The sequence below is a fragment of the Bacteroides sp. 1_1_30 genome, from assembly GCF_020982715.1.
GTDB classification, from domain to species: domain Bacteria; phylum Bacteroidota; class Bacteroidia; order Bacteroidales; family Bacteroidaceae; genus Bacteroides; species Bacteroides xylanisolvens.
In genome coordinates this window covers 14,924-37,390 of record NZ_JAJKHN010000047.1, presented here as the reverse complement: position 1 = coordinate 37,390, position 22,467 = coordinate 14,924, and the positions used below count along the sequence as shown (strand labels likewise).

Annotated in this window: 18 protein-coding genes; 16 read left to right on the top strand and 2 right to left on the bottom strand. The window is 44.2% G+C overall.

Annotated elements, in window-relative coordinates:
* The first annotated feature begins 66 nt into the window (after positions 1-66).
* The 7 genes from LPH68_RS14945 (at position 67) to LPH68_RS14915 (ending at position 9,253) form a co-directional block, all read left to right on the top strand.
* Complete coding sequence (locus LPH68_RS14945) at positions 67-2,565, top strand: tetratricopeptide repeat protein (protein ID WP_151923435.1); 2,499 nt, start codon at positions 67-69, stop codon at positions 2,563-2,565.
* A gap of 9 nt (positions 2,566-2,574) precedes the next feature.
* Entirely contained in the window at positions 2,575-4,341 is a 1,767-nt protein-coding gene (locus LPH68_RS14940) for an HSP90 family protein (RefSeq protein WP_004314500.1), read from the top strand.
* Between the two features lie 9 nt (positions 4,342-4,350).
* Positions 4,351-5,421, top strand: a complete 1,071-nt coding sequence (locus tag LPH68_RS14935) for a hypothetical protein (RefSeq protein ID WP_009039149.1) — start codon at positions 4,351-4,353, stop codon at positions 5,419-5,421.
* A gap of 69 nt (positions 5,422-5,490) precedes the next feature.
* Positions 5,491-7,383 carry a biosynthetic arginine decarboxylase gene (gene speA, locus LPH68_RS14930; RefSeq protein ID WP_008024078.1) on the top strand — a complete coding sequence of 631 codons (1,893 nt, stop codon included), beginning with the start codon at positions 5,491-5,493 and terminating at the stop codon, positions 7,381-7,383.
* A gap of 56 nt (positions 7,384-7,439) precedes the next feature.
* Complete coding sequence (gene argB / locus LPH68_RS14925; protein ID WP_044129844.1) at positions 7,440-8,213, top strand: acetylglutamate kinase; 774 nt, start codon at positions 7,440-7,442, stop codon at positions 8,211-8,213.
* 61 nt (positions 8,214-8,274) lie between these two features.
* Complete coding sequence (locus LPH68_RS14920; RefSeq protein ID WP_121960365.1) at positions 8,275-8,784, top strand: RNA polymerase sigma factor; 510 nt, start codon at positions 8,275-8,277, stop codon at positions 8,782-8,784.
* Positions 8,774-9,253 carry a hypothetical protein gene (locus LPH68_RS14915; protein ID WP_004315419.1) on the top strand — a complete coding sequence of 160 codons (480 nt, stop codon included), beginning with the start codon at positions 8,774-8,776 and terminating at the stop codon, positions 9,251-9,253. The genes LPH68_RS14920 and LPH68_RS14915 overlap by 11 nt, the downstream gene beginning before the upstream one ends.
* A gap of 182 nt (positions 9,254-9,435) precedes the next feature.
* On the opposite strand, the gene LPH68_RS14910 is transcribed toward LPH68_RS14915, so the two are convergent.
* Complete coding sequence (locus tag LPH68_RS14910; protein ID WP_151923434.1) at positions 9,436-10,218, bottom strand: head GIN domain-containing protein; 783 nt, start codon at positions 10,216-10,218, stop codon at positions 9,436-9,438.
* 129 nt (positions 10,219-10,347) lie between these two features.
* On the opposite strand from LPH68_RS14910, the gene LPH68_RS14905 reads away from it, so the two are divergent.
* Complete coding sequence (locus tag LPH68_RS14905) at positions 10,348-11,046, top strand: SprT family zinc-dependent metalloprotease (protein WP_008024081.1); 699 nt, start codon at positions 10,348-10,350, stop codon at positions 11,044-11,046.
* Between the two features lie 158 nt (positions 11,047-11,204).
* Here the strand turns inward: LPH68_RS14905 and LPH68_RS14900 are convergent, their stop codons facing one another.
* Positions 11,205-11,600, bottom strand: a complete 396-nt coding sequence (locus LPH68_RS14900) for a hypothetical protein (RefSeq protein ID WP_008024082.1) — start codon at positions 11,598-11,600, stop codon at positions 11,205-11,207.
* A 172-nt stretch (positions 11,601-11,772) separates the two neighbouring features.
* Between LPH68_RS14900 and rimP the strand changes: the two genes are divergently transcribed.
* From rimP to LPH68_RS14860, 8 genes are all read left to right on the top strand, one after another.
* Positions 11,773-12,240, top strand: a complete 468-nt coding sequence (rimP, locus tag LPH68_RS14895; RefSeq protein ID WP_008642741.1) for a ribosome assembly cofactor RimP — start codon at positions 11,773-11,775, stop codon at positions 12,238-12,240.
* A 2-nt stretch (positions 12,241-12,242) separates the two neighbouring features.
* On the top strand, positions 12,243-13,517 hold the full coding sequence (gene nusA, locus LPH68_RS14890; RefSeq protein ID WP_118195439.1) for a transcription termination factor NusA: 1,275 nt from the start codon (positions 12,243-12,245) through the stop codon (positions 13,515-13,517).
* Between the two features lie 98 nt (positions 13,518-13,615).
* Positions 13,616-16,711: a translation initiation factor IF-2 gene (gene infB, locus LPH68_RS14885; RefSeq protein WP_008642742.1), complete on the top strand. Its 3,096-nt coding sequence runs from the start codon at positions 13,616-13,618 to the stop codon at positions 16,709-16,711.
* 203 nt (positions 16,712-16,914) lie between these two features.
* The gene (locus LPH68_RS14880; RefSeq protein ID WP_004315413.1) at positions 16,915-17,445 is read left to right on the top strand and encodes a CvpA family protein; all 531 of its coding nucleotides are present in this window, start codon (positions 16,915-16,917) and stop codon (positions 17,443-17,445) included.
* Positions 17,423-18,925, top strand: a complete 1,503-nt coding sequence (sufB, locus tag LPH68_RS14875; protein WP_370638802.1) for a Fe-S cluster assembly protein SufB — start codon at positions 17,423-17,425, stop codon at positions 18,923-18,925. The genes LPH68_RS14880 and sufB overlap by 23 nt, the downstream gene beginning before the upstream one ends.
* A gap of 115 nt (positions 18,926-19,040) precedes the next feature.
* Positions 19,041-19,793, top strand: a complete 753-nt coding sequence (gene sufC / locus LPH68_RS14870; protein WP_004307398.1) for a Fe-S cluster assembly ATPase SufC — start codon at positions 19,041-19,043, stop codon at positions 19,791-19,793.
* A gap of 13 nt (positions 19,794-19,806) precedes the next feature.
* Positions 19,807-21,150, top strand: a complete 1,344-nt coding sequence (sufD, locus tag LPH68_RS14865) for a Fe-S cluster assembly protein SufD (protein WP_004309459.1) — start codon at positions 19,807-19,809, stop codon at positions 21,148-21,150.
* 19 nt (positions 21,151-21,169) lie between these two features.
* The gene (locus LPH68_RS14860; protein ID WP_004309460.1) at positions 21,170-22,381 is read left to right on the top strand and encodes an aminotransferase class V-fold PLP-dependent enzyme; all 1,212 of its coding nucleotides are present in this window, start codon (positions 21,170-21,172) and stop codon (positions 22,379-22,381) included.
* Positions 22,382-22,467 lie beyond the last annotated feature (86 nt).

Genomic DNA, 22,467 nt, shown 5'->3' with positions numbered 1-22,467 from the left:
TACCTTGCACTCGTTATGAGATTTTTTTATTGACTAATAACACAAAATTAAGGTAAAGTCTATATCATGAAAATTTTAAAAGAGAAATTTGGAGAGTTATCCGCTAGAATAAAAGCGTCCGGACAGCCTGCAAGGACATGGTTTCCACAGTATACACCGGCCTCATTATTAAATGCGGAAAATTGGTGGGAAGCATTGGCTGTATGTGAATATGCTTTGGACACAAAAGAAGACGAGAAATTAACAGAAGATTTTTTTGAACTGATATTCAGTGCTTTTGACTGTAACGTAGAGGTCGATCTCAACGCAGAAGAATATGAATTCTGGTGGGAGAAGGTAATGCAGGTATGCGACCGTGTAGCTGTGTTTAGCGGTGCGGGATGGGCACAGAAGGGTGCGCAATATTCTGAAGCCCGTTATGGAAAGCGGGATATGAGTTATTTGTTTCCGTATTACGAAAAGGCTGCCGATATGGGTTGGGCTGAAGCGGAAGCAACTGTTGCCTATTGGCGATACATGGGATTCTATTGCGAGCAAAATAAAGAAGAGGGCGAACGACGTTTTGCCGCTCTCACTTCTCCCGAAGCTATTTTATGGGGAAAACATTATCGTGCTTTTGTCGAAGAATTTACAGGAGATAAAGCGAAGGCGTTGCAGATACGGAATGACCTGCTTGCCGAACTGCCTGAAGGAGAACGTTTGCGTGCTCATGTATATGCAGCACTGGGAGACGCGCTCGACAGGGCGGAAGGCAGTGTGGCAGAGGAAGCTGCTTACTACGAAAAGTCTCTGGAGATAGTTCCCAATCTTTATAGTCTTAAAAATCTGGCTACCCTTTATTTCCGTTATCCGGAACTGAATAAACCGAAAGAACTGGGCTTTGAACTTTGGGAAAAAGCCTGGCATGCAGGTGTGTGGTCTGCCGCTAACTTCCTGGGATATAATTATCAGGAAGAAGAATGGCTGGATATGCCGAAAGCTATTGAATGGCTGGAAAAGGGGATGCTTTATTGTGAATCTTACAGTGCGTATGAACTGGCGCTGATCTACCTGTATAATGATGAATATAAGAACGTGGAACGCGGACTGATGTGTCTGAACCGTTGCGTGGAAGATAACTATATACAAGGTATAGAAGGACTGGCTAATATCTATTTCAACGGTGAATTGGTGGAAGAGGACATGAATCGTGCGAAAGAATTGTTGGAGAAGGCTATTGAACTGGGTTCGGGAAATGCAGCTTATCGTCTAGGCTGGATGTATGAGCGTGGCTTCTTGTCTGAACAACCGGATTATGTGAAGGCGTTAGAGTATTATGAAAAGGCAGCTTCGCTGAACAATGCCGACGGATATTGTCGGATGGCGCTTTACCTGGCTAATGGATACAGCGGTGTAAAAGATGCCGATAAGTCGAGAGAATGTTATGAAAAAGCAGCCGAACTGGGTTCCTGCTTTGCTCTTGTAGAACTGGCGTTCTTGTATGAGAATGGCGATGGGGTGGAGAAGAACTATGAAAAGGCATTTGAACTGATTAGTAGGGCTGCCGGACAGGGTTATCCTTATGCGATGTTCCGTTCTGGTCTTTATATGGAAAAAGGTGTTCTTGGTGAAGCAAAACCGGAAGAGGCGTTCGCTTGGTATACAAAGGCGGCAGAAGCGGATGATAATGATGCGATCTTTGCTCTGGGACGCTGTTATAAAGAAGGAATCGGAACGGCAGAAGACTGGGATAAGGCACTCGAATGGTTCGGCAAAGGAGCGGAGAAGGAAGAGTCCCGTTGTCTGACAGAGCTGGGCCTGGCTTATGAAAATGGCAATGGCGTGGAAGAAAATCCGCAAAAGGCTGTGGAATATATGATGAAAGCTGCTGAACAGGACTATGGTTATGCCCAGTTTAAGATGGGAGACTATTATTTCTTTGGTTGCGGTCCCTGTCTGGAAGACAATAAAAAGGCTATGGAATGGTATGAGAAGGCTGTGGCCAACGAAATTCCAATGGCAATGTTGCGTATGGGTGAGTATTACCTGTATGATTATGACAGTCTGAACGAATCGGAAAAGGCTTTTGCCTATTTCAAGAAAGCTGCCGAATACGAGTGGTATAGCGAAGGATTGGGTATCTGTTATGAAATGGGTATCGGAGTGGAAGATAATGAAACGGAAGCTTTTAAATATTATACGCTGGCTGCGGATAATGGAAATACGATGAGTATGTATCGTACCGGACTTTGCTATTACAACGGAGTAGGTGTGAAACAGAACTATGCCGAAGCTTACCGCTGGTTTACGGATGCGGCAGGGAATGAAAATATTGCTGCGACTTATTATCTCGGTAAGATGATGATGTATGGCGAAGGTTGTACTCCTGATCCGGAAGCTGCGGTGCAATGGCTGCTGAAAGCTGCTGAAAAAAATAGCGACAAAGCGCAATTTGAACTTGGAAATGCCTATCTGACGGGCAAAGGCGTGGAAGAAAACGATGAAATTGCAATGGAATGGTTCGAAAAGGCCGCAGAGAATGGCAATGAGAAAGCTCTTAAAATTACCGGAAGGAGGAGAAAGTAAAAGAGGAACATGGAAAAAGAAGGGAATAATCTGTTTCAGGTCAATCTTAAAGGTATGATTGCCCTGTTATCAGAGCACATTTATAGTAACCCGAATACTTTTGTTCGCGAACTGTTGCAGAATTGCGTAGATGCCATCACGGCACTACGCAATATCGACGAGAATTATAAAGGACGTATCGATGTCTTTCTGAATGAAGACAAAACGGTGGTGTTCAGGGATAATGGAGTCGGACTGAAAGAAGAGGAAGTTTATCGTTTTCTGACGGTTATCGGAGAGAGTTCAAAACGGGATACTCCCGATGCGGACGATTTTATCGGAAGGTTCGGTATCGGATTGTTATCTTGTTTTGTGGTGACTAATGAAATCACCGTGGAGAGTCGTTCGGCAATGGGCGGACAGCCTGTTTGCTGGTGTGGCAAAGTAGATGGGACGTATCAGCTGACTTTATCGGACGAAGAACGGCCTATCGGGTCGCAGGTGGTGTTGCATCCGAAAGGAGACTGGATGCATCTTTTTGAATATGAAACGTTTAAGAAGATACTGGTCAGTTATGGGGAAGTGTTGCCATATCCTATCTATCTGCATTATCAGGGGGAAGAGGAGTTGGTAAATACGCCTTCGCCTGTATGGCTTGACCCGAAGGCGACTCGCAAGGAGTTGCTGGATTATGGGGCAAAAGTATTCCAGTCGTCTGCTCTTGATGCTTTCCGGATTTATACTGAAAGTGGTAAGGTAGAAGGGGTGCTTTATGTTTTGCCTTTCCGAACACAATTTTCAGTACGCAATTCTCATAAGGTCTACCTTAAACGTATGCTGTTGAGTGAGGACGATTGTAACCTGCTGCCGCCGTGGGCTTTCTTTATCCGTTGTCTGGTGAATGCGGACGGATTGCTGTCTACTGCTTCCCGCGAGTCTTTGGTGAGCAATGACCAGTTGAAGGATGCACGGAAAGAGATCGGGGTAGCTATCAAGGATTATCTGCGGGGATTGGTGCAGAATGACCGAGCCATGTTCAACCGGATCTTGGATGTTCATCACTTCCATATCAAGGCGATTGCTTCGGAAGACAATGAATTGCTCCGTTTGTTTATGGATTATCTTCCTTTTGAAACAAATAAGGGGCTGCGTGGTTTTGGAAGTATTCGTTCGGCAAGCAATGTGATATGCTATACCAAGAATTTGGAAGATTTCCGTCAGGTGCGCCGTATAGCCGGAGCGCAAGGATGGTTGGTGGTGAATGCTGCTTACACTTTTGATGAAACTTTGTTGAAAAAGTATGTCCGTCTGAATCCGGAACTTACGTTGGATGAAATATCTCCTTCACGGTTGCTGGAACAGTTTGGCGAAGTGGAGGCGAATAAAGAGTTTCAGGCTTTTGAAATGAAAGCAAACGAGCTGTTGAAGCGGTTTGGCTGTGTCTGCCGTCTGAAACATTTTACTCCGGTGGATATTCCGGTAATCTTTGTGGCGGAGGAAAAGGAGAATGTAGCTAAAAGTGCCAATAATCCGTTGGCGGCTGTATTGGGGGCTGTGAATACTGCCAAGCAGATTCCACCGACACTCACTTTCAATGCGGATAACGAAATGGTGCAGACTTTATTGCAAATACAGGGAGACAATAAACTGTTTCAGCATGTGGTGCATATATTGTATGTACAGTCGCTTTTGCAAGGTAAATATCCGGTGAACAGTGAAGAAATGGAGCTTTTCAACCGTTCGCTTAGCGAACTGATGACTTCGAAAATGAATGATTTTATAAATTTCCTGAATTAAAAAAAGAATATGAGATACACACTTGAAATACAAAAACTGCTGTTGCAGACACAGAATGACAGCCTGCATCCCCGTGAAAAAGCTAATCTATTGAAAGAAGCTATCCGCATCGCTGATGAGAACGAAGATGTGGAATGGGCTACGGAGTTGAGACTGGATCTTATCTATGAACTGAATCTTCTTTCGGCAGATGCGGAAGAGATTACCGTGTTCTCTAAAATCCTGGATGATTACGAGAATCACAAGGATGTAATCAAAGAAGATGACTTGTTGTGGAAATATAAATGGATCTGGGCTTGTACGTTCGATCTGCCGGAAATTCCGATGGAACAGGTGAAAGCGATCGGTGAGGATTATAAAACCCGTATTCTCCGGAATGGATATTCTTTGCGGAGTTATTATCACCGCTGGTCTGTGGAATGTGTTTGGATGCGACAGTATGACAAGGCAAAAGAATACATTGACAAGATGCTGAATGAAAAGATAGACGGTCAGTCGTGTGAGGCTTGCGAACTGAATTTTATGCTGGATTATTATTTGGAAACAGGGCAGTTTGATGAGGCTTACAGCCGGGCGCAGCCATTGATTAATAAGCAGGTCACCTGTTATGAAGCCAATTTGCGGGCTTACTTGAAGCTCTCTTATTATGCACAGAAAGCTGGCAAACCGGAGGTGGCCGCTGATATGTGTGCACGTGCCGAAGAAGCATTGCAGGGAAGAGAAAAGGATGAATATCTTTTGCTCTACTTGGGATTGTTTATTGCTTATAATATAATGACGAAGCCGGAAAGAGGCTGGGAGTATGCCGAGCGGTGCATCGGTTGGAGTTTGCGTACGAATACGTTGAAGAAATATCGCTTCTCTTGCGATATGGTAGAGGCCTTGAAGTATGAGACCCGTCCGGAAGTCTCTTTGTCGTTGCCGGAGGAATTCCCTCTTTATCGTCCGGATGGAATTTATCAGGTCAGCGAGCTTCGCAATTATTTCTATCAGCAGGCGGAAGAGCTGGCACTTCGCTATGACGCCCGCAACGGAAATAGTGGTTATATGGACCGTTTGAAACAATTAATGTCCAATTAATTGCCAACATGTAGATTAATCCGTATTTTTGCCGTCCAATTATTTACTAAAAACACTGAATAACAGAAAATGAGAAAGTGGCGTATTGAAGATTCTGAGGAACTCTACAACATCACAGGTTGGGGTACCTCGTACTTTGGTATTAATGACAAAGGTCATGTCGTTGTTACACCTCGTAAAGATGGAGTATCCGTTGATTTGAAAGAACTGGTCGATGAGTTACAATTGCGTGATGTGGCATCTCCCATGCTGGTGCGTTTCCCGGATATTTTGGACAACCGTATTGAAAAGATGTCGTCCTGCTTTAAACAGGCAGCCGAGGAGTATGGTTATAAAGCCCAGAACTTTATTATTTATCCGATTAAGGTCAACCAGATGCGCCCTGTGGTGGAAGAAATTATCAGCCACGGAAAGAAGTTCAATCTCGGACTGGAAGCCGGTTCTAAACCGGAACTCCATGCGGTGATTGCGGTCAATACGGACTCTGACTCATTGATTGTTTGCAACGGATATAAAGACGAAAGTTATATTGAACTGGCTCTGCTTGCCCAAAAGATGGGTAAACGTATCTATCTCGTTGTGGAGAAGATGAACGAACTGAAGCTGATAGCAAAAATGGCAAAACAGCTGAATGTGCAGCCTAATATCGGTATACGTATCAAACTCGCTTCTTCCGGTAGCGGAAAGTGGGAAGAGTCGGGAGGAGATGCCAGCAAGTTCGGCTTGACTTCCAGCGAGCTTCTCGAAGCGCTCGATTTTCTGGAGAGCAAAGGCTTGAAAGATTGTCTGAAGCTGATTCATTTCCATATCGGTAGTCAGGTGACGAAGATCCGTCGTATAAAAACGGCTTTGCGCGAGGCTTCACAATTTTACGTGCAGCTCCATTCAATGGGCTTTAAGGTGGAGTTTGTTGATATTGGCGGTGGATTGGGAGTGGATTATGACGGAACCCGTTCGTCCAATAGCGAAGGTAGTGTAAACTATTCCATTCAGGAATATGTAAACGACTCTATCTCTACGCTAGTAGACGTGAGCGATAAAAATGGTATCCCGCACCCGAATATCATAACGGAAAGTGGACGTGCATTGACGGCACACCATTCTGTTCTCATCTTTGAAGTTCTTGAAACCGCTACCTTGCCCGAATGGGATGACGAGGAGGAAATTGCTCCGGATGCACACGAATTGGTGCAGGAGTTATATGGAATCTGGGATTCGCTGAATCAGAACAAGATGTTGGAAGCATGGCACGATGCGCAGCAGATCAGGGAGGAAGCATTGGACTTGTTCAGTCATGGAATCGTGGATCTGAAAACCCGCGCACAAATCGAGCGTCTGTATTGGTCTATTACACGTGAGATTAATCAGATTGCCGCCGGTTTGAAGCATGCGCCCGATGAATTCCGTGGATTGTCCAAACTGCTTGCCGATAAATATTTCTGTAACTTCTCGCTGTTTCAGTCACTTCCTGACTCTTGGGCAATTGACCAGATATTCCCGATCATGCCTATTCAGCGATTGGATGAAAAACCGGAGCGTTCGGCTACCTTGCAAGATATAACCTGCGACTCGGACGGCAAAATTGCCAACTTTATCTCTACCCGTAACGTGGCTCATTATCTGCCTGTACATGCACTGAAGAAAACAGAACCTTATTATGTGGCTGTATTCCTGGTGGGTGCTTATCAGGAGATTTTGGGAGATATGCATAATTTGTTCGGTGATACGAACGCCGTGCATGTTTCGGTGAACGAGAAAGGATATAATATCGAACAGATTATCGACGGAGAAACGGTAGCGGAGGTGTTGGACTATGTGCAGTACAATCCGAAGAAGCTGGTACGTACGCTCGAAACTTGGGTGACGAAATCAGTGAAAGAAGGAAAAATCTCCTTGGAAGAAGGAAAAGAATTCCTTTCCAACTATCGTTCGGGGCTTTACGGATATACTTATTTGGAATAACCGGCAGGGTGCCGGAGCCGGATTCTCCATTCGGTGAACTTATTAGAAATCAAGAAATGAGAGAAAAACTAACAGTTATTAAGGTGGGTGGCAAAATCGTAGAAGAGGAAGCCACCCTTCGTCAGTTGTTAAATGACTTTGCCGCTATTGACGGACATAAAGTGTTGGTTCATGGTGGCGGTCGTTCGGCAACAAAGATTGCCGCGCAACTGGGTATTGAAAGCAAAATGGTAAATGGTCGTCGGATTACCGATGCCGAAACGTTGAAAGTCGTAACGATGGTGTACGGCGGATTGGTGAATAAAAACATTGTGGCAGGTCTGCAAGCACGCGGAGTCAATGCACTCGGATTGACCGGAGCGGATATGAATGTAATCCGTTCGGTGAAACGTCCGGTGAAAGAAGTAGACTACGGGTTTGTGGGGGATGTGGAACAGGTGGATGCCACTTTATTGTCGGATTTGATACATAAAGGCGTTGTTCCCGTGATGGCTCCATTGACACACGACGGTCACGGCAATATGTTGAATACGAATGCAGATACCATTGCCGGGGAAACAGCGAAAGCGTTGTCGGCTCTGTTTGATGTGACATTGGTGTATTGTTTCGAGAAGAAAGGTGTGTTGCGTGACGAGAATGATGACGACAGTGTGATTCCTCAAATCACCCGTGCCGAATTTGAACAATATGTAGCCGATGGCGTTATTCAAGGAGGTATGATTCCTAAGTTGGAAAATTCTTTTGAAGCAATAAATGCAGGAGTTTCTGAAGTGGTAATTACTTTAGCGTCAGCGATTAACGACTCTGGAGGAACGAGAATAAAAAAATAATTCAAAAAAAAGTAGTGGGCGACTGTAACTTTTCATATCCTAGCCCGTCATTATTATAGAGATGCAAGAAATCAGCTTCCGAAACGATATTTTGCCGTTGAAGGATAAACTCTTTCGATTGGCTCTCAGAATCACCCTGGATAGGGCCGAAGCCGAGGATGTCGTTCAGGATACCATGATAAGAGTGTGGAACAAGCGTGATGAGTGGTCTCAATTTGAATCGGTCGAAGCCTATTGCCTGATAGTGGCAAAGAACCTGGCGATAGACCGGAGTCAAAAGAAAGAAGCTCAAAATGTGGAACTCACCCCCGAAATGGAGGAAGAACCTGATGCAAACAGTCCGTACGACCAGATGATTCATGATGAAAGAATGAATATCATTAATAGACTGGTAAACGAACTTCCCGAAAAACAGCGGCTTATCATGCAACTGAGGGACATTGAAGGTGAAAGCTATAAAAAAATTGCAACCTTGCTGAATCTGACAGAGGAACAAGTCAAAGTGAATCTCTTCAGAGCCAGGCAAAAAGTAAAACAAAGGTATTTAGAAATTGACGAATATGGATTATAAGGATATAGAACAGCTCCTCGAGCGATACTGGCAATGCGAAACTTCCGTTGAGGAGGAAGCAACATTGCGCGACTTCTTCGCAAAGGAAGAAGTTCCGGCTCATTTGCTTCGCTATAAGAATCTGTTTGTTTATCAGCAGGTTCAGCAGGAAGTAGGACTGGGCGAAGACTTTGATGCACGTATTCTGGCAGAGGTGGAGCCTACGGTAGTAAAAGCGAAACGTTTGACACTGACCGGTCGTTTTATTCCTCTGTTCAAGGCCGCTGCCGTAATTGCAATCATCCTTTCTTTGGGGAATGTGGCACAACATTCTTTCTCCGGAGATGATGGAAGTGTATTGGCTACGGATACCATTGGTAAACAAGTAACTGCACCGTCGGTCGCTATCTCAAATGATGTGAAAGCGGAACAGGTCCTGGCGGATAGCCTGGCGAAGATCAACCACAAGGTGCAAGTTATAAACGAATAGACATTTTCATTTGCTTTAAACATATAATATAGTTAGTGTGCTTAATTAAAACAACAACGAAGGCGAAACTGTGAAGTTTTCAATTCTCTCAAATTTTTATAATGAAACTAACTAAATAAATGGGCTACCGCGCGATGCAGTAGCCCTTTTATGTTTTTAAACTGTCTTTATTTAAACTGTCTTTATTTGATCTGCCGTATATTTTTTCGTGGCGCATCCACTTCTTGAGGATCTCCTTTATAGGCAATATCACCGCTTCCTTTGACGCGGGCAACCAGCTTCTGACTGGCATAGCAGCTGATGTTGCCGGAGCCGCTAATGCTTGCGTCTGTGTTTTCTGCTTGCAAATCGGCAGCCTGAATATTTCCTGATCCGGCAATAGAATAGCTCGCTTGAATGGCTTTGCCGTTCAGATTGATATTGCCCGAACCGGAAATACTTGCCTGACATTCCTGACTTTCTATTTGTTGTAGTCTTACATCTCCCGAACCATTAATTGAAACGGCCATTTTTTGGCAATTGAATCCTTCTCCCTGAATGTCGCCCGAACCGTTGATGTGGAATTCAATATCTTTAGAGGTTTGTATCCCATTGATTAATCTTATATTTCCTGAACCGTTGACCGACAGCTTATTCAGCTCCGGAGCAAAAACTTTTATTTCCAGTTTTCCTTTCCAGATAGTGACATTCTTCTTGAATTTTATAATGAATGTACTACCCTCCACATACGTTTCTATAAGTGGTATGATGTTGTCGGAACCATGAATTTCGACATGGCTGCATGTGTCTTGCCAATAACTGATGTTGGCACTTCCCACTAGTTTGATTTCATTGAAGTGGTCGGCTTTCACTTCTTTGGAGATGTAATTCTTGCTGCCTACGATGTGTTTTCCCTGCAAGCAAGAGCCGGCAGTAAGTACTAGAAACATTCCCGTGACTAATACGAGCAATAAACTTGTTTTCATAATTACGCTTTTCTATGATTGATATAATGGTTAGACGGAAGAACTTGATCTAAAGTTGCATCTTCCATAAAGTTTTTCGTTAGCGTCTTCTTTTTTATTACTTTTGTGGCTGTTGATAGGAGGATTATAATGGATAAGATTATAGAAGATGATGAGTTAGGGCGTCTGGTGATACGCGTCAATTCACGTGCGAGAAGTCTTGTGTTTCGTACCAAGAGTGATGCTGTTTATGTTTCAGTTCCTCCTGGTACCACCCTGAAAGAAGTGAAACAGGCCATCGAGAATTTGCGTGGAAAACTTCTGGCCTCCCGGCAAAAAATCGCTCGTCCGTTGATTGATTTGAATTATAAGATTGATGCGGAGCATTTTAAACTATCTTTAGTGTCGGGCGAGAAAGATCAGTTTCTGGCTAATTCCCGTCTGGGGGTGATGGAGATTGTTTGTCCGCCTCATGCCGATTTTACAGATGAGAAACTGCAAAGCTGGTTGCATAAGGTTATTGAAGAATCGTTGAGGCGAAATGCAAAAAGTATTCTGCCTTCACGTTTGGCTTTCTTGTCCAAGCAATGCGGATTGCCCTATTCGAGTGTGAAAATAAACTCCAGTCAGGGCAGATGGGGGAGTTGTTCGGCTCGAAAAGCTATTAATTTATCCTATTACCTGGTTTTGCTACCTTCTCATTTGATAGACTACGTGTTGTTGCACGAATTATGCCATACCCGCGAGATGAATCATAGCGAACGATTCTGGGCGTTACTTAATCAATTTACAGAAGGAAAAGCATTGACCTTGCGGGGAGAATTGAGAAAGTACCGTACGGAAATATAAAATGCTTTACAGCCAAGATAATATTCTCGCATTGTCACGAACTTAGTTTATTCTATCTTGGGTAAAGCCTTGTAAGCTCCTATTTCTGGCTGTCTTCTAAATCTTATACATTCCTGATGATGGTTCGTTATGATACGTAATAGGGGGATATGTCTTTATTATTTGGCTAATTGTTTAATCCCGTCCGATTCTTTTTCAAACTGATAAGCCCCTCCTTTTTCGCTAAGATCAAATGTAGAGACTAATTCTGTGTTATTATCTACGATCAATAAAGCGCTTTGTTCTGCAAAACGTCCCACTTCTACCGTGTAAGGCTCTTCCGATATGGTTTTATTCGAAATGAGGCTGTCGTTGACAAACAAAGAGATAGAATCTCCGGCAAAACCTTTTACCAGACTGATTGTGTAGCTTTCGATGAAATGACGTTCTTCCTGCTTTTCCCGTTGTAGCCGCATACTCATGTATACGAAAATAACCACGACAAAAATGACGGCAAAAGCAAGAATTCCGTTACCTACCATAAACTGTTTATTTGTGTTGAGACGATGTGCCATAGTCGTTATTTTTTGAATTGTGGCGTAAAGATACGAATATAGCACTGTTAATTCATACTTTTTTTCTTTAATCTTTTGTAGTCGAATAGATTATTTATATCTTTGCAACCGGAAACGGATGAAAGGTGGAGGGGCAATTAAGCTCCTTTTTTTGTTCTTATATAGTTAATAAATGATAGAAAAGAAAACTGTTTGTCAGATTGTAGATGAGTGGCTGGAAGGAAAAGACTACTTTTTAGTAGAAGTAACTGTGAGCCCGGATGACAAAATTGTGGTCGAAATTGACCATGCAGAAGGTGTTTGGATCGAAGATTGTGTGGAGCTTAGCCGCTACATAGAGTCAAAACTGAACCGTGAAGAGGAAGATTATGAACTGGAAGTAGGGTCGGCCGGTATCGGACAGCCCTTTAAAGTACTGCAACAGTATTATATCCACATCGGACAAGAAGTGGAGGTATTGACTAAAGACGGACGCAAACTGGCCGGCATACTGAAAGATGCCGATGAAGAGAAGTTTACGGTAGCGGTACAAAAGAAAGTAAAACTAGAAGGAGCAAAACGTCCGAAACTGCAAGAAGAGGACGAAACCTTTACTTATGAGCAAATAAAATATACTAAATACTTAATTAGCTTTAAATAGTTATGGCCAAAAAAGAAGAAACAATCAGCTTGATTGATACATTTTCGGAATTTAAGGAACTGAAGAATATCGATAGAACGACGATGGTTAGCGTACTCGAAGAGTCGTTCCGTAGCGTAATCGCGAAAATGTTTGGCACCGATGAGAATTACGACGTGATCGTGAACCCGGATAAGGGTGACTTCGAGATCTGGCGTAACCGTGAAGTTGTGGCCGATGAAGATTTGACTAACCCGAATATGCAGATTTCGTTGAGCGAAGCACAGAAAATTGATGCTTCCTACGAAGAAGGTGAAGAGGTGACTGATGAAGTGATCTTTGCCAAATTCGGACGTCGTGCTATCCTGAATCTCCGCCAGACATTGGCTTCCAAGATTCTGGAACTTGAGAAAGACAGTATTTATAATAAATATATAGATAAGGTAGGTACGATCATCAATGCAGAAGTGTATCAGATCTGGAAGAAAGAAATGTTGCTCTTAGATGATGAAGGAAACGAGTTGCTGTTGCCTAAGACCGAACAAATCCCGAGCGATTTCTATCGCAAAGGTGAAACGGCCCGTGCAGTAGTTGCCCGCGTGGATAACAAGAATAATAATCCTAAGATTATCTTGTCACGTACTTCTCCCGTTTTCCTGCAACGTTTGTTCGAGATGGAAGTACCCGAAATTAATGATGGTTTGATTACCATCAAGAAGATTGCCCGTATCCCTGGCGAACGTGCCAAGATCGCGGTAGAATCTTACGATGACAGAATCGACCCTGTAGGAGCCTGTGTAGGTGTAAAGGGAAGTCGTATTCATGGCATTGTTCGTGAACTTCGCAATGAGAACATCGATGTAATCAATTACACATCGAACATCTCATTGTTTATACAGCGCGCTTTAAGCCCGGCTAAGATTTCTTCTATCCGTTTGAATGAGGAAGAGAAGAAAGCAGAGGTTTTCCTCAAACCGGAAGAAGTTTCGCTGGCTATCGGTAAAGGCGGTTTGAACATCAAACTGGCCAGTATGTTAACTGAGTACACTATCGACGTGTTCCGTGAGTTGGATGAGAATGTAGCGGATGAAGATATCTATCTCGACGAATTCAGAGACGAAATCGACGGATGGGTGATCGACGCCATCAAGGCTATCGGCATTGATACAGCGAAGGCTGTGTTGAATGCTCCTCGTGAGATGTTGATTGAAAAGACGGACTTGGAAGAAGAGACAGTGGACGAGGTAATACGCATTTTGAAATCGGAGTTTGAAGAAGGTGAAGAAATAGAGAATTGAGAATTGAGAGTTGGGAGTGAAAGAAATCCATACTCATTTCACTCTCAACTCTCCACTCTCCACTTCTTAAAGCTCCATTTATTCATTAATTTTAAAATATGACGATAAGGTTAAACAAAGTTACAAGAGATTTGAACGTAGGAATCGCGACGGTAGTTGAGTTCCTGCAAAAGAAAGGGCATACCGTAGAGGCTAATCCTAATACCAAAATTAGCGAGGAGCAATACGCTATACTCGTAAAAGAGTTTAGTACAGATAAGAACCTTAGACTTGAATCGGAGCGTTTCATACAGGAACGTCAGAATAAGGAACGTAATAAGGCGTCTGTTTCGATTGAAGGCTTCGAAAAGCAGCCGGAGAAACAGAAGTCGGAAGATGTGATTAAGACAGTCGTACCTGAGGATGCACGTCCGAAGTTTAAACCTGTCGGAAAAATTGATTTGGATAAACTGAATGGTCGTAAACCTGAAAAGGTGGAGAAGGAACCGGAACAGAAACAAGAAGAACCTGTTGTAGAACGGCCTGTCGTTAAACCCGAAGTAAAAAAGGAGCCCGAGAAGAGAGAACCCGAGGTGAAGAAAGAAGAGGTGGTGATACCTCCTGTTTCTGTAGTAGAGCCTACTCCAGTGGTAGTTGAGCCCGTAGTAGTGCCGGAACCTGTAGTGGAGACGAAGCCGGTAGAAGTTGAAAAAGTAGTAGAAGAAGTGAAAAAAGAAGAGCCGAAGGTAGTAGAAACTGCACCTGTGAAGGCGGAAGAACATAAAGAAGAAAAAAAGGTGGAAACTGCACAGGCTGAAGTAACCCCGGTAGCAGAAAAAGCTCCGGAGGATGATGGTGTTTTCAAAATCCGTCAACCGGAATTAGGCGCGAAGATCAATGTGATCGGTCAGATCGACTTGGCTGCATTGAACCAGTCTACTCGTCCGAAGAAAAAATCGAAGGAGGAGAAGCGTCGCGAACGTGAAGAGAAAGAGAAAATCCGTCAGGACCAGAAGAAACTGATGAAGGAAGCCATCATCAAAGAAATCCGTAAGGATGATTCTAAAGTGGTGAAGAACGGTCCGAAAGAAAGCGCAGATGCTGCTAAGAAAAAACGCAACCGTATCAATAAAGAAAAGGTAGACGTTAATAACGTTGCGACTTCCAACTTTGCTGCGCCGAGACCTAATATACAAGGTAAAGGCGGCAATGGTAATGGCAATAACAACGGTCAGGGCGGACAAGGAAATAATAACAGAAGAAATAACAACAATAATAAGGATCGCTTCAAGAAGCCGGTTATCAAACAGGAAGTGAGCGAGGAAGACGTAGCAAAACAGGTAAAAGAAACTCTTGCACGTCTGACAACCAAAGGTAAGAACAAGACGTCCAAATACCGTAAAGAAAAGCGTGAAATGGCTTCCAACCGTATGCAGGAATTGGAAGATCAGGAAATGGCAGACAGCAAGGTATTGAAGTTGACCGAGTTTGTTACGGCTAACGAACTGGCAACGATGATGGATGTATCTGTCAATCAGGTTATCGCTACTTGTATGAGCATTGGTATCATGGTTTCCATCAACCAGCGTCTGGATGCGGAAACAATCAATTTGGTGGCAGAAGAGTTCGGATTCAAGACAGAATATGTAAGTGCGGAAGTGGCACAAGCTATCGTTGAAGAAGAAGATGCACCGGAAGATTTGCAACCGCGCGCTCCGATTGTTACAGTGATGGGACACGTTGACCACGGTAAGACCTCTTTGCTCGACTATATCCGTAAGGCGAACGTAATTGCCGGTGAAGCCGGAGGTATTACACAGCATATCGGTGCATATAACGTGCAACTGGAAGACGGTCGCCGTATTACGTTCCTCGATACTCCGGGTCACGAAGCGTTTACCGCTATGCGTGCACGTGGTGCGAAAGTAACGGATATTGCTATCATTATTGTGGCTGCCGATGATAACGTGATGCCGCAGACGAAGGAAGCAATCAATCACGCGATGGCTGCCGGTGTACCTATTGTATTTGCAATCAATAAGGTAGATAAACCGACTGCGAATCCGGATAAGATTAAAGAAGAACTGGCTGCAATGAATTACCTTGTTGAAGAATGGGGTGGTAAGTATCAGTCACAAGATATCTCTGCCAAGAAAGGTATGGGTGTGGAAGATTTGCTGGAAAAAGTATTGCTCGAAGCAGAAATGCTCGACCTGAAAGCAAATCCGGACCGTAATGCTACGGGTTCCATCATCGAATCTTCACTGGATAAGGGACGTGGATATGTAGCTACTGTATTGGTATCTAACGGTACTCTGAAAGTGGGAGACATCGTACTGGCAGGAACCAGCTACGGACGTGTGAAGGCTATGTTCAACGAACGTAACCAACGCATCAAAGAAGCAGGACCTTCCGAACCGGCTTTGGTATTGGGATTGAACGGTGCACCTGCTGCAGGTGATACATTCCATGTTGTTGAAAGCGATCAGGAAGCTCGTGAAATCACCAACAAACGTGAACAGTTGGCTCGTGAACAGGGCTTGCGTACGCAGAAGATCCTTACGTTGGATGAGTTGGGCCGTCGTATTGCTTTGGGTAACTTCCAGGAATTGAACATCATCGTTAAGGGTGACGTGGACGGTTCTGTTGAGGCATTGAGCGACTCGTTAATCAAGTTGTCTACGGAACAAATCCAGGTAAATGTCATCCATAAGGGTGTGGGAGCAATTTCCGAGTCGGATGTTTCTCTGGCTGCCGCTTCGGATGCGATTATCGTCGGATTCCAGGTACGTCCTTCGGGTGCTGCCGCTAAGATGGCTGAACAGGAAGGTGTCGACATCCGTAAGTACTCTGTCATCTACGATGCAATCGAAGAGGTGAAGGCTGCTATGGAAGGTATGTTGGCTCCGGAACTGAAGGAACAAATCACGGCAACTATCGAAATCCGCGAAGTATTCAACATTACGAAGGTGGGTTTGGTAGCCGGTGCAATGGTGAAGACCGGAAAGGTGAAACGAAGCGACAAGGCTCGTTTGATCCGCGATGGTATCGTAATCTTTACCGGAAACATCAACGCGTTGAAGCGCTTCAAGGACGATGTGAAGGAAGTAGGTACAAACTTCGAGTGTGGTATCAGTCTGGTGAACTGCAACGACATGAAGGTAGGCGATATGATCGAGACATTCGAAGAAATAGAAGTGAAACAGACTTTATGATTTATGAGTTATGATTTATGAATTATAAGGGTATAAGGCCATTCGCGAAGTAATGGTTGCAACAATAGATGGGTGGTAATGTGGTACTATTTTATATGGGACACCACCTTACCACTTTATTGTTTTATCACCTGACAGAAATATAAATCACAGATCATAATCATAGAAACATAAATCATAAATCACAAATCATAAATCACAACGTGGCAACGATTGATATCATTATCCTTATTGTAATAGGCGCCGGAGCGGTGGTAGGCTTTGTAAAAGGCTTTATCCGCCAGTTGGCTTCTATTTTGGGGTTAATAGTCGGGCTGTTGGCGGCGAAAACTTTATATGCCTCTTTGGCGGAGAAACTTTGCCCGACAGTGACGGATTCGATGACAGTTGCGCAGGTGTTGGCTTTTATCATGATTTGGATTGCCGTGCCGTTGATTTTTGTACTGATAGCTTCGTTATTGACAAAAGCAATGCAGGCAATTTCGCTGAACTGGCTGAACCGCTGGTTAGGGAGTGGGCTGGGAGCACTTAAGTTTCTGTTGTTAACGAGTGTAGTGATCGGTGCGATAGAGTTTGTGGACAGCGATAATAAGTTAATTAGTGCAACAAAAAAGGAAGAATCTTTGTTATATTATCCGATGGAAACGTTTGCGGGGATCTTTTTCCCTGCTGCGAAGAATATGACGCAACAATATATATTAGAGAATAAAGATGCAACAAGAAGAACCCAATAAAATGAAACCCAATCAGAAAGACGAACTCGAAAAGAAGACTGATAATGAGTTTGTCCGGAAATTTGCGGAGGAGAAATATAAATACGGCTTCACCACAGAGGTGCATACAGACATCATTGAGCGTGGACTTAATGAAGATGTCATTCGTCTGATTTCATCGAAAAAAGACGAACCGGAGTGGTTGCTGGAGTTTCGCCTGAAAGCGTACCGCCACTGGCTGACGCTGGAGATGCCGACTTGGGCACATCTCCGTATCCCTGAAATTGACTATCAGTCGATTTCTTATTATGCCGATCCGACGAAGAAGAAAGAAGGACCGAAGAGCATGGAGGAAGTCGATCCTGAATTGATAAAGACGTTTAATAAACTGGGTATTCCTTTGGAGGAACAGATGGCTCTTAGCGGAATGGCGGTGGATGCCGTTATGGACTCTGTTTCCGTAAAGACTACCTTCAAGGAAACGCTGATGGAGAAAGGAATTATCTTCTGCTCGTTCAGTGAAGCCGTGCGGGAACATCCTGATTTGGTGAAGAAATATATGGGCTCGGTGGTAGGTTACCGGGATAATTTCTTTGCCGCGTTGAACTCCGCTGTCTTTTCTGACGGCTCTTTTGTGTATATTCCGAAAGGAGTACGTTGTCCGATGGAACTTTCCACCTATTTCCGTATCAATGCCCGTAACACGGGGCAGTTTGAACGTACGCTGATTGTGGCGGACGACGATTCATACGTTTCTTATCTGGAAGGATGTACAGCGCCGATGCGGGATGAAAATCAGTTGCATGCCGCTATCGTTGAGATAATCGTGCACGACCGCGCAGAGGTAAAATATAGTACTGTTCAGAACTGGTATCCGGGCGATGCGGAAGGTAAGGGCGGTGTATACAACTTTGTGACTAAACGTGGTAACTGCAAGGGAGTGGATAGTAAACTATCCTGGACACAAGTGGAAACCGGTTCGGCCATCACTTGGAAATACCCTTCCTGTATTCTGACAGGCGATAACTCGACCGCTGAATTCTATTCCGTAGCTGTAACGAACAACTATCAGCAGGCTGATACCGGAACGAAAATGATTCATCTGGGCAAGAACACCCGCAGTACGATTGTAAGTAAAGGTATCTCCGCCGGACATAGTGAGAACTCCTATCGTGGGTTGGTACGTGTGGCCGAGAAAGCGAATAATGCCCGCAATTATAGCCAGTGTGACTCTCTGTTGCTGGGAGATAAATGTGGTGCGCATACTTTCCCTTATATGGATATTCACAATGAAACGGCAGTGGTGGAACATGAAGCCACAACGAGCAAGATCAGTGAAGACCAAATATTCTATTGCAACCAGCGTGGTATTCCGACAGAAGACGCTATCGGGCTTATTGTGAACGGATATGCAAAAGAAGTATTGAATAAACTTCCGATGGAATTTGCGGTAGAAGCACAGAAGTTGCTTACTATCTCATTGGAAGGAAGCGTGGGGTGATTTACTAGTTGGCAATTTACGATTTACTATTTGGCTGCGCGCTTGTAGGAGGTAAATTGTCGGTAGTATAGGTTTTTAATAGTAAATAGTAAATGGAAAAATAGTACATATAATCATGTTAGAAATAAAAGACCTGCATGCCAGCATTAATGGCAAAGAGATATTGAAGGGTATTAACCTGACGGTGAATCCCGGTGAGGTGCACGCTATTATGGGGCCGAATGGCTCCGGTAAAAGTACGCTTTCTTCCGTATTGGTGGGAAATCCGGCTTTTGAGGTAACAAAAGGTTCGGTCACGTTTTATGGAAAGAACCTGTTGGAGTTGAGTCCTGAAGATCGTAGCCATGAAGGGATCTTTCTTAGTTTCCAGTATCCGGTAGAGATTCCGGGTGTGAGCATGGTCAACTTTATGCGTGCTGCTGTGAATGAGCAACGCAAATATAAAGGTCTGCCTGCGCTGACAGCCAGTGAGTTTCTGAAACTGATGCGTGAGAAACGTGCGGTGGTAGAGCTGGATAATAAGTTGGCTAACCGTTCGGTGAATGAAGGCTTTTCGGGTGGTGAAAAGAAACGGAATGAGATTTTCCAGATGGCCATGTTGGAACCGCGGTTGAGCATTCTTGATGAAACGGACTCCGGTTTGGATATTGATGCGCTCCGTATTGTTGCGGAAGGAGTGAACAAACTGAAAACTCCTGAAACAAGCACGATCGTTATTACTCACTACCAACGTTTGCTTGATTATATCAAACCTGATATTGTACATGTCCTTTATAAAGGTCGTATCGTAAAAACTGCCGGACCGGAACTTGCGCTGGAACTGGAAGAAAAAGGATATGATTGGATCAAGAAAGAAGTAGGAGAATAACAAATAATAAGTTATGATAGTTGAACAACAATATATAGACCTCTTCTCACAGACGGAAGCAATGATCTGCAAGCATAGCGCCGAAGTGCTGAATGCGCCTCGTGCAGCTGCATTTGCCGATTTTGAACGCCTCGGATTTCCGACTCGTAAGATGGAGAAGTACAAATATACGGATGTGAGCAAGTATTTTGAACCGGATTATGGTTTAAACTTGAATCGTCTGGCTATTCCGGTCAATCCGTATGAAGTGTTTAAGTGCGATGTGCCGAATATGAGTACCGCCCTGTATTTTGTGGTAAATGACGCATTTTATAATAGAGCACTTCCTAAAGTCAATCTGCCGGAAGGTGTGATTTTCGGCAGCTTGAAAGAAGTGGCCGGACAGCATCCGGAATTGGTGAAGAAGTATTACGGTCAGTTGGCAGATACTTCCAAAGATGGGGTGACTGCTTTCAATACAGCTTTTGCACAAGATGGTGTTGTATTTTATGTGCCGAAGAATGTAGTAGTAGAAAAACCGATCCAGCTGGTAAATATCCTGCGTGCAGATGTCAACTTCATGGTGAACCGCCGCGTACTAATCATCCTGGAGGATGGCGCGCAAGCCCGTCTGCTGATTTGTGACCATGCAATGGATAACGTGAACTTCCTGGCAACACAAGTGATTGAAGTATTTGCAGGTGAGAACACGGTATTCGATATGTATGAACTGGAAGAAACACATACAAGCACCGTTCGTATCAGTAACCTGTATGTAAAGCAGGAGGCAAACAGCAATGTATTGTTGAATGGAATGACCTTGCATAATGGTACTACCCGCAACACCACTGAAGTATTGTTGGCAGGAGAAGGAGCCGAGATAAACCTCTGTGGCATGGCAATTGCCGATAAGAACCAGCACGTAGACAATCATACAAGCATTGACCATGCCGTACCGAACTGCACCAGCAATGAGCTGTTCAAGTACGTACTCGACGATCAGTCGGTAGGCGCGTTTGCCGGACTGGTACTGGTGCGTCCCGATGCGCAACATACGAACTCCCAGCAGACTAACCGGAATCTTTGTGCTACGCGTGATGCGAGAATGTACACACAACCTCAATTGGAGATTTACGCGGATGATGTGAAATGTTCGCATGGAGCAACGGTAGGCCAGTTGGATGAGGGTGCATTATTCTATATGCGTTCACGAGGTATTGCAGAGAAAGAAGCCCGTTTGTTATTGATGTTCGCATTTGTCAATGAAGTGATTGATACCATTCGTTTGGAGGCACTGAAAGATCGCCTGCATCTATTGGTAGAGAAACGTTTCCGTGGCGAGCTGAATAGATGTCAGGGCTGTGCCATTTGTAAGTAACCACTAATAATTAATAAACGTGGATATTCAAAAGATACGTGAGGATTTTCCGATATTGAGCCGTACGGTTTACGGTAAACCTTTGGTTTATTTCGACAACGGTGCGACGACGCAGAAACCCCGTCTGGTAGTTGATGCGTTGGTGGATGAATATTATTCCGTTAATGCCAATGTGCATCGCGGTGTGCATTATCTTTCGCAACAAGCTACGGAATTGCATGAGGCTTCCCGTGAAACGGTGCGTCAGTTTATCAACGCCCGTAGCACGAACGAAGTTGTCTTCACCCGCGGAACGACGGAAAGCATCAACCTGCTTGTTTCCAGCTTTGGTGACGAATTTATGGAAGAGGGGGATGAAGTGATTCTTTCCGTGATGGAACATCATAGTAACATCGTTCCTTGGCAACTGTTGGCTGCCCGCAAGGGAATTGCCATCAAAGTGATTCCAATGAATGACAAAGGCGAACTCTTGCTGGATGAATACGAAAAACTATTTTCCGAACGAACGAAAATAGTCAGCGTGGTTCATGTTTCAAATGTGCTGGGTACGGTGAATCCGGTGAAAGAAATGATTGCAACGGCTCATGCGCATGGCGTACCTTGTCTGATAGACGCTGCACAGTCTATCCCTCACATGAAAGTGGACGTACAGGAGTTGGATGCTGATTTTCTGGTGTTCTCTGCCCATAAAATATACGGTCCGACAGGTGTCGGAGTGCTTTATGGAAAAGAAGAGTGGTTAGACCGCCTTCCGCCTTATCAGGGAGGAGGAGAGATGATTCAGCATGTCTCTTTTGAGAAGACTACTTTCAACGAACTTCCTTTCAAGTTTGAAGCCGGTACGCCCGACTACATCGGAACTACCGGACTGGCAAAAGCTCTTGATTACGTGAATGGACATGGACTTGAGCAGATAGCCGCCCATGAGCATGAACTGACAACTTACGCTTTGCAACGGCTGAAAGAGATTCCCCAGATGCGTATATTCGGTGAAGCAGCCGAACGGGGAGCAGTCATCTCCTTCCTGGTAGGAGATATCCATCATTTCGACCTCGGAACGTTGCTGGATCGTTTGGGTATTGCCGTGAGGACGGGACATCATTGTGCACAACCTCTCATGCAACGTCTTGGTATAGAAGGAACTGTACGGGCTTCGTTTGCCATGTACAATACGAAATCGGAAATAGATACATTGGTGGCGGGAATTGAACGCGTCAGCAAGATGTTCTAACAATATAAGCCGCTATTCCTGTGGGATGGCGGCTTTTTTTATTCTTTAACTAAAAAAAGATGCCTTCAAGTGCAGTGATTTGAGCT

Coding starts and splice junctions, on each gene's coding strand:
- LPH68_RS14945 (WP_151923435.1), top strand. CDS start 67: ATGAAAATTTTAAAAGAGAAATTTGGAGAGTTATCCGCTAGAATAAAA.
- LPH68_RS14940 (WP_004314500.1), top strand. CDS start 2,575: ATGGAAAAAGAAGGGAATAATCTGTTTCAGGTCAATCTTAAAGGTATG.
- LPH68_RS14935 (WP_009039149.1), top strand. CDS start 4,351: ATGAGATACACACTTGAAATACAAAAACTGCTGTTGCAGACACAGAAT.
- speA (WP_008024078.1), top strand. CDS start 5,491: ATGAGAAAGTGGCGTATTGAAGATTCTGAGGAACTCTACAACATCACA.
- argB (WP_044129844.1), top strand. CDS start 7,440: ATGAGAGAAAAACTAACAGTTATTAAGGTGGGTGGCAAAATCGTAGAA.
- LPH68_RS14920 (WP_121960365.1), top strand. CDS start 8,275: ATGCAAGAAATCAGCTTCCGAAACGATATTTTGCCGTTGAAGGATAAA.
- LPH68_RS14915 (WP_004315419.1), top strand. CDS start 8,774: ATGGATTATAAGGATATAGAACAGCTCCTCGAGCGATACTGGCAATGC.
- LPH68_RS14910 (WP_151923434.1), bottom strand. CDS start 10,218: ATGAAAACAAGTTTATTGCTCGTATTAGTCACGGGAATGTTTCTAGTA.
- LPH68_RS14905 (WP_008024081.1), top strand. CDS start 10,348: ATGGATAAGATTATAGAAGATGATGAGTTAGGGCGTCTGGTGATACGC.
- LPH68_RS14900 (WP_008024082.1), bottom strand. CDS start 11,600: ATGGCACATCGTCTCAACACAAATAAACAGTTTATGGTAGGTAACGGA.
- rimP (WP_008642741.1), top strand. CDS start 11,773: ATGATAGAAAAGAAAACTGTTTGTCAGATTGTAGATGAGTGGCTGGAA.
- nusA (WP_118195439.1), top strand. CDS start 12,243: ATGGCCAAAAAAGAAGAAACAATCAGCTTGATTGATACATTTTCGGAA.
- infB (WP_008642742.1), top strand. CDS start 13,616: ATGACGATAAGGTTAAACAAAGTTACAAGAGATTTGAACGTAGGAATC.
- sufB (WP_370638802.1), top strand. CDS start 17,423: ATGCAACAAGAAGAACCCAATAAAATGAAACCCAATCAGAAAGACGAA.
- sufC (WP_004307398.1), top strand. CDS start 19,041: ATGTTAGAAATAAAAGACCTGCATGCCAGCATTAATGGCAAAGAGATA.
- sufD (WP_004309459.1), top strand. CDS start 19,807: ATGATAGTTGAACAACAATATATAGACCTCTTCTCACAGACGGAAGCA.